Below are 15,588 nucleotides of genomic sequence, written 5' to 3'. Positions count from 1 at the left end.
TCGGCGTCGGCAGGCGGCCCAGGTCCACGCTTCGGCGGCGGGCGGGGGTGCCGCGGACAGCGTGCCGGTCGCGTGCCGGACCCAGCGGCTCGGTGCCGGAGACCGCGGCGGGCGAGGAGTAGACGGTGACGGACCGGCGGCCCGTCTCGTCCGGGGCGCCGAGGGCGACCTGGAGGTTCACGGCGGTGCCGGCCGACAGGACCAGGGGCGTCCGGAGCGTCAGTTCCTCGACGAGGGGGCAGCCCACCTCGTGGCCCGCGTGGAGGGCCAGGTCGAGGAAGGCGGTGCCGGGCAGCAGTACGGTGCCACCCACGGCGTGGTCGGCGAGCCAGGGATGCGCGCCGGGCAGTACCCGGCCGGTGAGCACCGCCTGGCCGTCGGCCAGGTGCACGGCCGCGCCGAGCAGCGGGTGCCGGGTGGCGTTCAGACCGGCGGCCCGGATGCCGACCGTCGACTCGGACGCGTCCTGCCAGTAGCGGTGTCCCGCGAACGGGTAGCCCGGCAGTTCGGTGCGGCGTCCGCCGGGCAGCAGCAGCTCCCACGCCACCGGTGTACCGGCGACGAACGTCCGGGCGAGCGCCCGGGTGAGCGCGAGGGCTTCCCCCTGACCGGACTTGAGCGCCGCCACGGCCACGTATCCGTCGTCGCCGAGGACCGCGTCGAGGGTGGCGTGCACCATCGGGGTCACCACGGCCTCGGGGCCGACTTCCAGGTAGGCGGTGACCCCCTGGTCGGCCAGGCTCCGCACGCCGTCGGCGAAGCGGACGCCCCGGCGGACGTGCTCCACCCAGTGCTGGGGGGTGCACAGGCGCTCAGTGTCGATCGGACCGCCGGTGACGTTCGACACCACGGGGATCCGCGGTGCCCGGAAGGTGAGTCCCGCGACCACGTCGGCGAACTCGTCGAGCATCGCGTCCATGCGGTGCGAGTGGAACGCGTGCGAGACGGAGAGGCGGCGCACCCGGTGCCCCGCGGCCCGGAAATGCTCGGCGACGTCGACCACGGCGGCCTCGTCACCCGAGACGACCACGGCCCGCGGCCCGTTGACCGCGGCGATCCCGACGGCGTCCTGGAGGGACGCCTCCGCGATGTACGCCTCGGCCTCCTGCTCGGCGACGGCGATGGCCACCATCGCCCCGCCCTCCGGCAGGGCCTGCATGAGGCGACCGCGCGCCGCCACGAGGGTGCACGCGTCGGCCAGCGAGAGCGCGTCCGCCGCGTACACCGCGGTGACCTCACCCAGGGAGTGGCCCATGACGTGGTCGGGGCGCACCCCCCACGCCTTGAGCAGTTCGAGGAGCGCGACCTCCAGCGCGAACAGGCCGGTCTGGGTGTACATGCTCTGCTGGAGGAGCGGGGCCAGCGGGGAGCCCTCGGGGGCGAACGCCACGTCGCGCAGCGGGTGTTCGGCGTACCCGTCGAGCTGCTCGTCCACGGCCGCGCACACGGCGTCGAACGCCTCGGCGAAGACCGGGTACCGCTCGTACAGCTCCCGGCCGGTGCCGGGCCGCTGCGAGCCCTGGCCGGAGAAGACCAGCGCGAGCCCGCCCGCTCCGGCGGCGGGGACGGCACCGGCCACGGCGGCGGGCACGTCCTCGCCCCGGGCGAGGGCCGTCAGCGATCCGGTCAGCTCGTCGAGCCCGGCCCCCAGGACGACGGCCCGGTGCTCCATCAGGGCCCGCCCCGTGGCCAGGGTGTATCCGACGTCCCGGGGGTCGAGGCCGGGGTCGTCGGTGATCCGCGCGAGCAGCCGTGCGGCCTGCCGCCGTACCCCGGCGGAGGTCTTCGCCGACAGTGCCCACGGGATCATCGGCGCTTCCGGCGCCGGGCCGGGGTCCGGGGCCGTGGTGTCCTCGGGCGCCGCTTCCAGGATCACGTGCGCGTTCTTCCCGCTGATGCCGAAGGACGACACCGCCGAACGGCGTGGCCGGTCGCTCTCCGGCCACGACTGGTGTGACGTCAGCAGGCTGACGGGCCCGATGTCCAGTCGACGTGCTGGGAGGGGGTGTCCGCGTGCAGGGTGCGCGGCATGACGCCGTACCTCATGGCCTGCACCATCTTGATGACGCCCGCGACACCCGCGGCGGCCTGGGTGTGCCCGATGTTGGACTTCACCGACCCCAGCCACAACGGCCGGTCCTCATCCCGCCCCTGGCCGTACGTCGCCAGCAGCGCCTGCGCCTCGATCGGGTCGCCCAGCGACGTACCCGTACCGTGCGCCTCCACCACATCCACATCCGCCGACGTCAACCGCGCACCGGCCAGCGCATCACGGATCACACGCTGCTGCGAGGGGCCGTTCGGCGCGGTCAGACCGTTGCTGCCACCGTCCTGGTTCACCGCGGAGCCGCGTACGACCGCCAGGATCTGATGGCCGTTGCGCCGCGCGTCCGAGAGCCGCTCGACCACGAGCAGCCCGACACCCTCCGACCACCCCGCACCGTCCGCGTCATCGGAGAACGCCTTGCACCGGCCGTCCACCGACATCGCCCGCTGCCGCGAGAACTCCACGAACGTCGTCGGCGTCGACATCACCGTCACACCACCGGCCAGCGCCAACGAGCACTCACCATTGCGCAGAGCCTGCGCCGCCAGATGCAACGCCACCAACGACGACGAGCACGCCGTATCCACCGTCATCGCCGGACCCTCGAGCCCCAGCTGATACGCGATACGACCCGACGCCACGCTCGACGCGTTGCCGAGCATGCGGAAACCGTCCATGCCCTCGATCGGCTCGTGCAGCGGCGGTCCGTACTCCATGGGCATCAGTCCGGTGAACACGCCGGTCCTGCTGCCACGCAGCGAGGTCGGGTCGACGCCACTCCGCTCCAGGGCCTCCCAGGCGGTCTCCAGCAGCAGCCGCTGCTGCGGATCCATCGCCGCGGCCTCACGCGGGCTGATCCCGAAGAACCCGGGATCGAACACCGCTGCGTCGTGCAGGAATCCCCCCTGTCGCGTGTACGTCTTCCCTGCCCGGTCGGGATCGGGGTCGTAGAGGTCCGCGATGTCCCAGCCGCGGTCGTCCGGGAACTCGGTGATCGCGTCGACGCCGTCCAGGGCCGCCTGCCACAACGCCTGCGGGGAGTCGATCCCGCCGGGCAGTCGGCAGGCCATGCCGACGATGACGACCGGGTCGTCGTCGGTGGCCGTGGCGACCGCCACAGGTCCGGTCGGGGCCGCGTCGGTGCCCCGGATCTGCTCCTCCAGAAATCCGACCAGCGCGTTCGACGTGGGGTAGTCGAAGACCAGCGTCGACGGCAGCCGCAGACCGGTCGCGGCCTGCAACCGCTGCCGCAACTCCAGACCCGTCAGCGAGTCGAAGCCCAGATCACGGAAAGCACGATCCGCCTCCACCGACAACGCCGAACCATGGCCGAGGACCAAGGAGACCTGCGTGCCGACCAGTTCGAGCAACGCGGCCGCACGGTCCCCGTCGTCCAGCGCCGCCATGTCGGCGATCCACGACGACGACTGACCGGTGCCGACGACCGCCGCCGCACGGCGTGCCGGGGCGCGGACCAGGGACTTGAAGACGGCGGGCAGGGTGCCCCGCGCCGCATGGTTCCGCAGGGCGGACAGGTCCAGGCGGGCCGGGACGATGGTCGGCCGGTCGGCCGCGAGGGCCGCGTCGAGGAGCGCGAGGCCCTGGGACGTCGACATCGACCCCAGGCCACTGCGCGAAAGGCGGGCGATGTCGGCGTCGTCCAGATGCGCGGTCATCGCGCTGTCACTGGTCCACAGCCCCCAGGCCATCGACGTGGCAGCCAGCCCCTCCGCCCGACGCGACAGCGCCAGCGCATCCAGGAAGGCGTTGGCCGCAGCGTAGTTGCCCTGCCCCGCCGTACCCATCACACCGGCAGCCGACGAGAACAACACAAAGGCAGCCAGATCGGCATCACGCGTCAACTCATCCAGCAGCCGGGCACCGTCGGCCTTCGGCCGCATCACCGTGTCGACCCGCTCACGCGTCAACGCGGTCACCACACCGTCATCCAGCACACCCGCCGCGTGGATGACAGCGGTCAGCGGATGCTCACCGGGAATGCCCGCCAACGCCACGGACAGCGCCTCGCGATCGGCCACGTCGCAGGCCGCGAAGGCCACCGTCGCCCCGGCCTCCGTCAGCTCGGCGACCAGCTCCTCCGAACCCTCGCCACCCCGACGGCTCACCAGCAGCAGTTGCCGTACGCCGTGCTCGGCGACCAGGTGCCGGGCCACCAACTGGCCCAGCGCCCCACCGGCACCGGTGATCAGGACCGTACCGTCCGGCTTCCAGTCCGGCGCCGTCGCCGCCTCAGGGGCGTGCGCGACCAGTCGGGGTACGAGGAACCGACCTTCCTTCAGGGCGACTTGTGGCTCAGAAGCAAGGGCCAGTGCCACGGCTTCGTTCGGGTCCGCCCCTTCGGCCGTGTCGACGACCACGATGCGTCCGGGGTGCTCGGCCTGCGCCGAACGCAACAGACCCCACACCGCGGCCGTCGCCGGATCCTGCGTACCCGTCATCCCGCCCCGGGTGTCCTCACGGTCCGCCGACTCGGCGTCCGCCGACTCGGCCAGGAAGCGCTGGACGGACTCCAGCACCTCGGCCACGCTCGTACGGACGTCCCCACCGGGCTCGACATACTCGACCACGACCTCCGGCGGCACCCCACCGGAGCCGTCCGGCACCGGCACATCCGTCCACCGCACCTCGTACAGCGGGTCGGCGGCCACCGCGGAGCCCAGCTGCTCCTGCGACATCGACTGCAAGCGCAGCTCGTCCACCGTCACCACCGGCAGACCGGCGCCGTCGAACGCGGCCACGCTCACGGCCCCGTCGCCACGCGGCGACAGGCGCACCCGTACGACCGACGCGCCCACCGAGTGCAGTCGCACCCCGCTCCAGGAGAACGGCACCTTCATGTCACCCGACGGCAGCGGGTGCAGCGCGGCATCCAACAGCGCCGGGTGAACGCCGAACGCGTCGGGTTCGGCCGGAAGTTGGACCTCGGCGAACAGCTCGTCGCCCGCTCGCCACACCGAGCGCAGGCCCCGGAACACGGGCCCGTATCCGTATCCCACGCCGGACAGCAGCTCGTACGCCTCGGCGACATCCACGGACTCGGCCCCGGAGGGCGGCCACACACCCTCAAGGCGCTCCTCCGCCACGGGACCGGCCGCGGCCAGCACGCCCACGGCGTGCCGGACCCACTCCACCCCCGCTTCGGCGCCAGCGTCCGCGCCCTGGACACGGGAGTGCACCGAGACCGACCGGCGCCCCCTGTCGTCCGGAGCCCCCACCGACACCTGCATCGCCACCAGAGCCTCCGCCGACAACACCAGCGGCCGCTCCAGCGTCAGCTCCTCCACCACCGCGCAACCGACCTCGTCGCCCGCGCGGAGGGCCATTTCCACGAAGGCGGTTCCCGGGAGCAGCACCGTGCCGAAGACGGCGTGGTCCTCCAGCCACGGGTGCGTGTGCAGGGACAGCTGACCGGTGAGGACAAGGCCCTCCTGGGGCGCGAGGGGAACGGCCGCGCCGAGCAGCGGGTGACCGGCCGGACGCAGACCAAGACCTGCCGCATCCACCACCGAACGCCCCGCGGGAAGCCAGTGACGACGCCGCTGGAAGGCGTACGTCGGCAACTCCACCAGCCGACCGCCCGCCACCCACGACGACCAGTCCACCTCCACACCGGCCACGAACACCTCGGCCACACTCTGCAACAGCCGCGCCCGCTCATCCTCACGACGACGCAACGTGCCCACCGCCGTCACCCCGGCCACCCCGCTGCCCTCCGCGGCCTGGGTCACCGCCCCGACCAGAACGGGGTGCGGACTGCTCTCGACGAACACGCGGTGCCCGGCTTCCAGCAGCTTCTGAAGAGCGGCATCAAAACGGACCGTCTCACGGAGGTTGGTGAACCAGTACTCCGCGTCCATGTCGGCCGTGTCGATGACCTCGCCATACACCGTCGAGAACAGCGGTACATGGCCACTGCGAGGCTCGATACCGGCCAGAACGTCGAGAAGTTCCTCCCTCAGATCCTCCACCTGCGGCGAGTGCGAGGCATAGTCCACCGCGATACGCCGCGCCTGAACCCCATCCGCCTCACACCCGGCGAGGAACACCTCCAGCTCATCCGGCGCACCCGACACCACGACCTGCTCGGGACCGTTGACCACCGCGATCTGCAAACCCTCGGACAACCGCCCGGCCACCTGCTCCTCAGGCGCCAGCACCGACACCATCCCGCCACGCCCGGACAACCGCAGGATCGCCCGACTCCGCAACGCCACCACCCGCGCCGCATCCTCCAACGACAGCCCACCGGCCACACACGCCGCCGCGATCTCCCCTTGCGAATGCCCCACCACCGCCGCAGGCCGCACACCCAACGACCCCCACAACTCCGCAAGCGACACCATCACCGCGAACAGAACCGGCTGCACCACATCAACACGGCGCAGTACGTCCTCGTCCCCACCCCGCACCACATCCAACAGCGACCAGCCATCAACGTACGGCTCCAACGCCGCCGCACACTCCGCCATCCGCGACGCAAACACCGGCGAGAACTCCAACAACTCCCGCGCCATCCCCACCCACTGCGAACCCTGACCCGGGAACACCAACACCACACCACTGGACGCCCCGGCCCCCGCCCGGCCCTCGACCACATTCGAGGCCAGGCGGCCGGCGGCCAACTCCGCCAATCCAGCCTTCAGTTCAGCACCGTCCCCACCGAGGACGACCGCTCGGTGCTCCAGCACCGCACGCCCCCCGGCCAGCGTGAACCCCACATCCCGCGCATCCAGATCAGCACCATCACCGACCCGCGCCAGCAGCCGCGCCGCCTGTTCCGCCAACGCCGCCTCGCTGCGGGCCGACAACACCCACGGCACGCTGCTCTCACGTACCGGCTCAACCTCCTGGACGGCCGCCCCCACCTCGGCCGGCGCCGCCTCCAGGATCACGTGCGCGTTCGTCCCGCTGATACCGAAGGACGACACCGCCGAACGGCGCGGCCGCTCCAGCTCCGGCCACTCCTGGTGCGACGTCAGCACACGGACGTCACCGGACTCCCAGTCGACATGGCGCGACGGCACGGAGACGTGCAGCGAGCGCGGCAGAACCCCGTTGCGCATCGCCTGCACCATCTTGATGACACCGGCCACGCCCGCCGCCGCCTGCGTGTGCCCGATGTTGGACTTCACCGACCCCAGCCACAACGGCCGGTCGGCGTCACGCCCCTGGCCATACGTTGCCAGCAGCGCCTGCGCCTCGATCGGGTCGCCCAACGACGTGCCCGTACCGTGCGCCTCCACCACATCCACATCCGCCGACGTCAACCGCGCACCGGCCAGCGCATCACGGATCACACGCTGCTGCGAAGGACCATTCGGCGCGGTCAGACCATTGCTGCCACCGTCCTGGTTCACCGCGGAACCACGCACCACCGCCAGGACCTGATGACCGTGCTTCTCGGCCTCGGAGAGCCGCTCGACCACGAGCATGCCCACGCCTTCGGCCCAGCCCGTGCCATCGGCGTCATCGGAGAACGGCTTGCAGCGGCCGTCGGCGGCGAGGCCGCGCTGGCGGGAGAATTCGACGAACATGCCCGGCGTGGACAGCACCGTCACACCACCGGCGAGCGCCATGGAGCACTCGCCGTTGCGCAGCGACTGCACCGCCAGATGCAGCGCCACCAGCGACGACGAGCACGCCGTGTCCACCGTCATCGCCGGGCCCTCGAGCCCCAGTTGATACGAGATGCGCCCCGACGCGACGCTGGAGGTGTTGCCGGTGAGGCGGAAGCCCTCGGTGCCGTCGACCGGGGCGTGCAGATGCGGTCCGTACTCCATGTTCATGGCGCCGACGAACACGCCGGTCCTGCTGCCGCGCAGCGAGGCCGGATCGACACCACTCCGCTCCAGGGCCTCCCAGGCGGTCTCCAGCAGCAGCCGCTGCTGCGGATCCATCGCCGCGGCCTCACGCGGGCTGATCCCGAAGAACTCGGCGTCGAAGTCGGTGGCCCCGGCCAGGAAGCCGCCCCGGCGGGAGTAGGTGGTGCCGGGGTGGTCCGGGTCCGGGTCGTAGAGGCCGGCCAGGTCCCAGCCGCGGTCGGTGGGAAACTCGGACGTGGCGTCCACCTCGGTGACGAGTGCCTGCCACAGCTCCTGCGGCGAGTCGATTCCACCGGGCAGATGGCAGGCCATGCCGACGATGGCGATCGGATCGTCGTCGGTGGCGGTCGTCACGGGGGCGGTGGTCCGGGTGTCGTCCACGGTGCCCAGGACGCCGAGGATCTGGTCGTGCAGATGCGCGGCGAGGGCGCTCGGCGTCGGGTAGTCGAAGAGGATGCTCGCGGGCATCCGCAGGCCGGTCGCCGAGACGAGGCGATTGCGCAGCTGCACGGAGAGGACCGAGTCCAGGCCCAGGTCGCGGAAGGTCGCGTCGGGGTCGGCGGGGGCGGCGCCGGTGGTCTCCGCCATGTGGTCGGCCAGCCAGCGGATCAGGAATCCGTCCGGCTCGGTGCCGATGCGCTCGCGCAGGGCGAGGGTGGCGGAGCTGACGTGCTGCTCGGCCTCGGCGGCGGCCGGGCGTTCGTCGAGCCAGTAGCGCCGGCGCTGGAAGGCGTAGGTGGGCAGGCCGACGGTTCGGGCCTCGCCGACCGTCTCGGCCCAGTCGACGGAGACACCGGCGCACCAGGCTTCGGCGAGGCCGGTGAGCAGCGCCTGCGGCTCGGGGCGGTCGCGGTGCTGCAATGCCACCGCGAGGTCCGTGTCGGACGTGGGGACGAGCGGGGTCAGCGCGCTGCCCGGGCCGAGTTCGAGGAACCGGGTCACGCCCTGCTCACGGCAGGCGGCGATCGCGTCGTGGAAGCGCACCGTGGCGCCGAGGTGCCCGATCCAGTAGTCCTCCGTCAGGGCGGCCCCGGTCCGCCCGGTGACGGTGGAGACGATGGGGATGCCGGGTTCGGAGACGGCGAGGCCCCGGATCCTGCGGGCGAACTCGTCCAGCATGGGGGCCGTCAGCGGCGAGTGGGCGGCGTTCTGCACCCGCAGTCGGCTCGTGCGGTGGCCGCGGGCGCGGAACTCGTCCGCGATCCGGGTGACCGCCTCGTCGGCGCCGGAGAGCACGACGGCCCGTGGCCCGTTGATGACGCCGATCGAGACGTCGTCGACGCCGTCGAGGGCCGCGAGCGCTTCCTCTTCCGTCGCCTCGACCGCGATCATGGCGCCACCGGGCGGCAGTTCCTCCATCAGCTCCCCGCGCGCGGCGACGAGGGCGGCGGCGTGGGCCAGGGGCAGGGCCCCGGACACATGGGCGGCGACGATCTCGCCGAAGGAGTGGCCGACGAGCAGGTCGGGCGTGACGCCCCAGGAGGTGACCAGGCGGTAGAGGGCGACCTGGAAGGCGAACAGGGCGGGCTGCATGTAGCGCATGCCGTCGAGGGCGTCGGCGGCGGCATCGTCGTCGAGTCCGCCGAGCAGCACCTCGCGCAGGTCGAGACCGGGCACGAAGTGGTCGAGCACCTCGTCGAGGGCGTCGGCGAAGACCGGGTACGTCTCGTACAGTTCCCGCCCCATGCCGACGCGCTGGGAGCCACCGCCGGAGAAGAGGAAGGCCGTCCGGCCCGACGTGGCGATGCCGTTCACCGCGTCGTCGTGGAGGCGGGCCAGGCTCGATGTGAGCCCGTCCCTGTCCGTGCCGACGACGACCGCGCGGTGTTCGAACGTGGACCGGCCGACCGCCAACGACCGGGCGATGTCGGCGACGTGGGTGTCCGGCTGCTGCTCGAGATGGGTGAGCAGACGGGTGGCCTGCGCGTCCAGGGCGCGGCCGGTGCGGGCGGACAGCACCCAGGGCACGGGCCGTGCGGTCTCCGGGCGGTTCACCGCGGTGTCGGGGCGGCCGGTGTACGGCGCTTCGGCGAGGACGACGTGGCAGTTGGTGCCGCCGATGCCGAACGAGCTGACGCCCGCTACGAGCGGGGCATCGGGGGCGGGCCAGGCGTCGAGTTCGGTCTGCACCCGGAGGTTCAGCTCGGCCAGGGGTATCGCCGGGTTGGGGGTGCTGAAGTGCAGGCTGGGCGGCAGTTGACGGTGGCGCAGGGACAGCGCGGCCTTGAGCAGGCCCACGATCCCTGCGGCGGCCTCGAGGTGGCCGACGTTCGTCTTCACCGAGCCCACCCGCAGCGGCCCGCGGTCCCCGCTGCTCCGGCCGATGACATCGGATACGGCGGCGGCCTCGACGGGGTCTCCGACCGGGGTGCCGGTGCCGTGGAGTTCGACGTACTGGACGGTCTCGGGGCTGATCCGGGCGTCGGCGTAGGCCCGGTGCAGGACGTCCCGCTGGCCCGCGACGTCGGGGTCGGTGAGGCGGTCGCCGCCGCCGTCGTTGTTGACGGCGCTGCCCTGGATGACGCAGTAGATGGGGTCGCCGTCGGCGACGGCCCGGGCGAGCGGCTTGAGCAGGACCACTCCGCCGCCCTCACCGCGTACGAACCCGTCGGCGCTCTCGTCGAAGGCGGCGCAGCGCCCCTTGGCGGACAGCGCGCCGAGACCGGCCGTGGTCCGCATGCTGTCCGCCGAGAGGATCAGGTTCACCCCGCCTGCGAAGGCGAGGTCGGAGTCCCCGCGGCGGAGGCTCTCGCAGGCCAAGTGGACGGCGACCAGGGACGACGCCTGCGCCGCGTCGACGGCGAGGCTGGGCCCCTGGAGTCCGAAGGACCAGGAGACCCGGTTGGCGACGATGGCGCGGTGCCGCCCCGTGAAGTCGTGCAGCTCGCCGCGCCCTGCCCGGTCGCCACGGGCGGCGAGGGCGGCGTAGTCGTCGGAGGAGACGCCTACGAACACTCCGGTGCGTGAGCCCCGCAGCCGCTCGCCGCGGACACCGGCGTCCTCCATCGCCTCCCAGACCAGCTCCAGCGCGAGCCGCTGCTGCGGATCCACGGCGGCCGCCTCGTCCGGCTCCATGCCGAAGAAGGCGGCGTCGAAGGTGCCGACCTCGTCCAGAAAGCCACCACGCCAGGACCGGCTGCCCTCGCCGCGCTCCGTCGGCCAGGGCGAGACGGCGTCGGTCCCCTCCGACAGCAGGCGCCAGAACTCTGCCGGGCTGGACGCCGAGGGCACCCGGCAGGCAGCTCCGATCACCGCGATGGCGGTGTCGCGCGCCCCGCCGGTCTCCTGGACACCTGACATGGATGGATTCATAAGGGAATTATTGGTTTTCGAACGGGGGCACGACTTCGGCCAGAGGATGGGGCTCGGCAGCCGGGCTTCGGTGCAGGACCGTCCCGTGGAACCAGGACTTTCGACCAGGCTCGGGTGCGCGGACATGACGACGGGGGCGTACGCACGGTTCACCGTGCGTACGCCCCCGCTCGTGCGGCCCGCTCGCGCAGCTCTTACATGGCCGCGCCCGACGCGATCAGCTGGGCCCTGGACGCCACATGAGCCTTCGCGAGCACGTTGGAGACATGGAACTTGACCGTCTTCTCGCTCAGGCCCAGGCGGCGGGCGATCTCCTTGTTGGCCATTCCCTTTCGTACCAGTTGGAGCACTTCGGACTCGCGCGACGTCAGCGGCGCGTGCGTGGGCACGGCCGACAAGTGCCGCGGCAGCATGGCGCGCGTGAACCTGAGCAGCGCCCCGCTGAGGCCGGGCGAGACGTAGCCGGTGCCGTCGCTCGCCCGGCGGACCGCCTCCACCAGCTCCTCCTCGGGGTCGTCACAGTGGACGAGGGCATGCACATTGGCCTGGGTCAGGCCGATCCAGCGCGTAGTCGTATCGACGTCTCCCACGACGACCAAGGCGGCGTCGATGCCGGTGAGTTCCTGCACATGGCCGATCTGTGACTGCCCCTCCAGCACCACGACATCCGGTACGCACGGATTCACCGCCGAAAGGAGTTCGACGATATCCCCGGCCTCACCGACCACCATGAGTGCGGGATCCTGCTCAAGCGCTCTACGAATGCCACGGCGCGCGTAGGGATGTGGATCGCATACGATGACTCGCGCCTGCCTTACACCGTTCAACTCGAACGCCCCCTATTAATTTATCCACTCTCCTGTTGCGTGGAATTCACACGGGAGCGAAAAAACACATGCCGATGAACCATTCCCGAATCCGGGCGTGAATGGACAGCATGACGGCGCACTCCCCCGTGCATGACGCCGTTACTGCGTGGTCACGCGATACTGGACGTCGATCGCACCCACTGGACACATCTGGGCAGCCACCTCGACCAGTTCATGAAGTTCCTCGGGCGGCTCGGTGATCTGAAGCCGCACCAGGCCCTCCTCGTCGTCCTGGTCGAATACCTCCGGGACGTTCGCCACGCAATTCCCGGAACCGACGCACAGCTCCCTGTTCACCGTGATGCGCATGGTCACCACGTCACCGGCAGCTCGGCCACGCCGAACGTCACCGCCATGGGACGCTGCGGGACGTCGGCCAGGGCCCTCTCGGACCGCAGCCCGGGGAAGCGGCGGGCCAGCTCGAGGAGAGCGATCCGCAGCTCGGCGCGGGCCAGCGGCTGGCCGATGCACTGGTGCAGGCCGAAGCCGAACGCCATGTGCCGGTGCGCCTCGCGCCGCTTCGGGTCGAACTCGTCCGGGTCGCCGAAGACCGAGCTGTCCCGGTTGGACATCGCCAGCATCGCCACGACACCCTCGCCCGCGCGGATCTTCTGACCGCCGATCTCGGCGTCCTCCAGGGCGAGACGGGGCAGGCCGGTGCGTACGACGGTGAGGTACCGGAGCAGCTCCTCGACCATGCCCGGCGCCAGGCCCGGGTCCTCGCGCAGGGCCGCCAGGTGCTCGGGGTGCTCGAGGAGCACGAGGGCGGAGAGCCCGATCATGTTCGCGGTCGTCTCATGGCCCGCGACGAGCAGGAGCATGGCCAGGCTGACGAGTTCGTCCTCCCGGAGCTCGCCCGGCACCACGCGCTCGGCCACCAGCCGGCTGAGGAGATCCTCACCGGGGTCGGTCCGCTTGGCCTTGACGAGGTTCCCGAGGAGGACGGTCAGGGCACCGAGGGCCTCCTCGACCTCCGCCGGGCCGGACTTCCGGTCCATGATCACGCGGCTGTGATGCTGGAAGAAGTCATGGTCGGCGTACGGAACGCCGAGCAGGTGACAGATCGTCATCGACGGCACGGGCAGCGCGAACTCGTTCATCAGGTCCGCGGGAGCCCCGAGGGAGCGCATCCGCTCCAACGCCTCGATCACGTCTTTCTCGATCAGCGGCTCGATCCGCCGGATGTTCTTGATCATAAACTCGGCGGTCAGCATCCGCCGGAAGCGGCTGTGCGCGTCGCCGTCCATGAAGATGAACAGACCAGAGGCGTCGTCCTGCTTCGGCGGAATCGGATTCAGCACCGGAAACCCGGGCTTGTACTGATCGGAACTGAAACCCGGGTGCCGCAGCAGCTGCCGCACGTCTTCATGCCGGGTGACGAGCCAGGCCCAGCCGCCAAACGGAAGCCGGACCTTTCCGATGGGCCCCTCGAATCGATCCAGGTCAGATCCCTTGACAGGAGTAAATGGATCGTCATCCGGACCGATGAATGGATAGGCCGGAAGACCGGCCACATCTATCTCTGCCATGTCCCCCACGGCGTCCCCCATTAAGTCCCCCACGACTTCAACACCTCACAGCGGCATTGGAAAGAGTGGTTCACCCTAACAAGGAGAATGGTCAAGAAACGCCCATTGGTGACACAGATCACACACGCAGAAATAGATCAGTTCAATGCCGTAAATCTGTCAGAGAAAGCCCTCTGCACCAGTAGTATCGAGTCCGGGCTCAGGCCGCGGCCGAGAACGCGAACCGCACGTCGGACAGCTCTTCCGACAGCTCCCACAGGCGGCGGCAGGTCTCGGCGTCGGAGGCCCGCTCGGCCAGCGCCACCCGCTTCGGCGCACCGCGCAGCTCGGCCATGCCGTCAGGGCCGATGAACTGCCCGCCCTCCACGCCCGGGGCGGTCGCCGCGTACAGCTGGGAGAGCGCGCCCTGGTCCGGGGACTGGGCGAGCGGGAGGAGGAGGCGGCCGAACAGGAACTTCACCATGCCGACCGGCGAACTCGTCTGGAGGTTGGTCGAGGTGTAGCCGGGGTGGGCGAGCACGCTTCGCACCGGGCTGCCGGCCGCGGTGAGCCGCTTGTGGAGTTCCCAGCCGAAGACGGCGTTGGCCAGCTTCGACTGGTTGTAGTACCCCATGGGCGAGTACTTGCGCTCACCGGAGAGGTCGTCGAAGAAGATGGTGCCCTGCCGGTGGTTGGGCGAACTCACCGTGACGACACGGGGGTTGTCCCCGGCCTCCAGCAGATCGAGCAGCAGACCGGTGAGCGCGAAGTGGCCGAGGTGGTTGGCCGCGAACTGCACTTCGTGACCCTGCGGGCTGAGCGTCCGGGGCGGCGCCATCAAGCCGGCGTTGTTGATGAGCACGTCCAGGTGCGCGTGGTCGGCGTGCAGCTGCCCGGAGAAGGCGCGGACCGACTCCAGGTCGGCCAGGTCGAGTTGGCGCACCTCGAGCTGCGCGGCCGGGTACTCCGCGGTGATCTCCGCGACCGCCCGGCGCCCCTTGGCCTCGTCCCGTACGGCGAGTATCACGTGCGCGCCCTTGCGGGCGAGTGCCCGGGTGGTCGCCAGGCCGAGGCCGCTGTTGGCTCCGGTGACGAGGACCACGCGCTTGCTCTGGTCGGGGATCCGCTCGGCGGTCCAGCGCTGCTGATTGCTCATACGGCACAAGCTGCCCCATGTGGCATTCGGTGTCAAGGTCGATCCTTTATGCCATCGATGGCATCGGCATATACGATGGAGGGGTGACTACTCGCCCTGAAGTGAGCCTGGCCCAACGCAAGCGTCAGCTCGTCTCGGACGAGCTGACCGAGGCCGCGCTGAAGCTGCTGGCCCGGAAGGGGTTCGACGCGGTCACGGTCGACGAGATCGTGATCGCCGCCGGTGTGTCCAAGCGGACCTTCTTCCGGTACTTCGCGTCCAAGGAGGACGTGGTCATCCAGTTCTTGGCCGAAATGGGCACCGGCATGCGCGCGGAGCTGGCGAGCCGCCCCGCTCAGGAGTCGCCGTCGGTGGCGCTGCGGCACACCGTCTGGGTCTCCATCGACGCCTGCGCCGGCCATGCCGACCAGGCGCTGCGCGTGGTGCAGCTGATCCTGGGCACGCCCGCCCTCCGCGCCCGTTTCCTGGAGCGTCAGGCACAGTGGCGCGACGGTCTCGCGACGGAGGTCGCCGACCGGCTGGACCTGGACCCCGCGACGGACCTGTACCCGCAGCTGGCCGCCGGAATTGCCTTGACCGCCTTCGACGCCGTGCTGCAACGGTGGAGTGACAGCGACGGCGTCGAGGACCCCGCCGCACTGACCGACCGGGCCTTCGCCGTCATCGCCCCGGCGCTGGACGCCGTCGCGTAGCAAGGCCGGGCACTCCGGAGACGCCCCCGTGACGCCGCGAAGGCACTGCCGCGACGGGGCGAGTGCGAACCTGCGGCCACCATGCCTGTGCAGATAAAGGTCCGCACTCCGCGCCCGACGACACCGGCGGTGCCCCCGGTGCGCGATGCACGCATGCGGAG

7 protein-coding genes and 1 pseudogene are annotated in these 15,588 nt (G+C 71.0%); 1 reads left to right on the top strand and 7 read right to left on the bottom strand.

Annotated features, from left to right (window positions below; genetic code table 11):
* From SSOG_RS58675 to SSOG_RS38130, 7 genes and pseudogenes are all read right to left on the bottom strand, one after another.
* Window positions 1–367: polyketide synthase dehydratase domain-containing protein (locus SSOG_RS58675; protein ID WP_425385473.1), on the bottom strand; the 367-nt coding region annotated here is incomplete at its 3' end.
* 246 nt (window positions 368–613) lie between these two features.
* Window positions 614–1,924: pseudogene (locus SSOG_RS55130) on the bottom strand (acyltransferase domain-containing protein); the annotation flags it as partial.
* A 35-nt stretch (window positions 1,925–1,959) separates the two neighbouring features.
* Entirely contained in the window at window positions 1,960–11,190 is a 9,231-nt protein-coding gene (locus SSOG_RS55125; protein WP_050800088.1) for a type I polyketide synthase, read from the bottom strand.
* Window positions 11,191–11,396: 206 nt separating this feature from the next.
* Window positions 11,397–11,933 (bottom strand): response regulator transcription factor, encoded by a 537-nt coding sequence (locus SSOG_RS38145; RefSeq protein ID WP_009719649.1) that lies wholly within the window; start codon window positions 11,931–11,933, stop codon window positions 11,397–11,399.
* A gap of 237 nt (window positions 11,934–12,170) precedes the next feature.
* Window positions 12,171–12,380, bottom strand: coding sequence for a ferredoxin (locus SSOG_RS38140; RefSeq protein WP_039942389.1), 210 nt, complete (start codon window positions 12,378–12,380; stop codon window positions 12,171–12,173).
* A 2-nt stretch (window positions 12,381–12,382) separates the two neighbouring features.
* Window positions 12,383–13,372, bottom strand: a complete 990-nt coding sequence (locus SSOG_RS38135; protein WP_208867403.1) for a cytochrome P450 — start codon at window positions 13,370–13,372, stop codon at window positions 12,383–12,385.
* Between the two features lie 427 nt (window positions 13,373–13,799).
* Window positions 13,800–14,735 carry an oxidoreductase gene (locus SSOG_RS38130; protein ID WP_039939676.1) on the bottom strand — a complete coding sequence of 312 codons (936 nt, stop codon included), beginning with the start codon at window positions 14,733–14,735 and terminating at the stop codon, window positions 13,800–13,802.
* Window positions 14,736–14,818: 83 nt separating this feature from the next.
* Here SSOG_RS38130 and SSOG_RS38125 point away from each other — a divergent pair, with 83 nt between their 5' ends.
* A complete protein-coding gene (locus tag SSOG_RS38125) occupies window positions 14,819–15,427 on the top strand; it encodes an acyl-CoA-like ligand-binding transcription factor (RefSeq protein ID WP_009719645.1) in 609 nt (202 codons plus the stop codon).
* The last annotated feature ends 161 nt before the right edge of the window (window positions 15,428–15,588 follow it).

This window comes from Streptomyces himastatinicus ATCC 53653, from assembly GCF_000158915.1.
Classification (GTDB): domain Bacteria; phylum Actinomycetota; class Actinomycetes; order Streptomycetales; family Streptomycetaceae; genus Streptomyces; species Streptomyces himastatinicus.
This window is presented reverse-complemented; position numbering and strand designations above follow the sequence as displayed.

What these genes read in the sequence shown, in the direction of transcription:
- SSOG_RS55125 (WP_050800088.1), bottom strand. Translation starts at nt 11,190, where the DNA reads ATGTCAGGTGTCCAGGAGACCGGCGGGGCGCGCGACACCGCCATCGCG.
- SSOG_RS38145 (WP_009719649.1), bottom strand. Translation starts at nt 11,933, where the DNA reads ATGGTGGTCGGTGAGGCCGGGGATATCGTCGAACTCCTTTCGGCGGTG.
- SSOG_RS38130 (WP_039939676.1), bottom strand. Translation starts at nt 14,735, where the DNA reads ATGAGCAATCAGCAGCGCTGGACCGCCGAGCGGATCCCCGACCAGAGC.
- SSOG_RS38140 (WP_039942389.1), bottom strand. Translation starts at nt 12,380, where the DNA reads ATGCGCATCACGGTGAACAGGGAGCTGTGCGTCGGTTCCGGGAATTGC.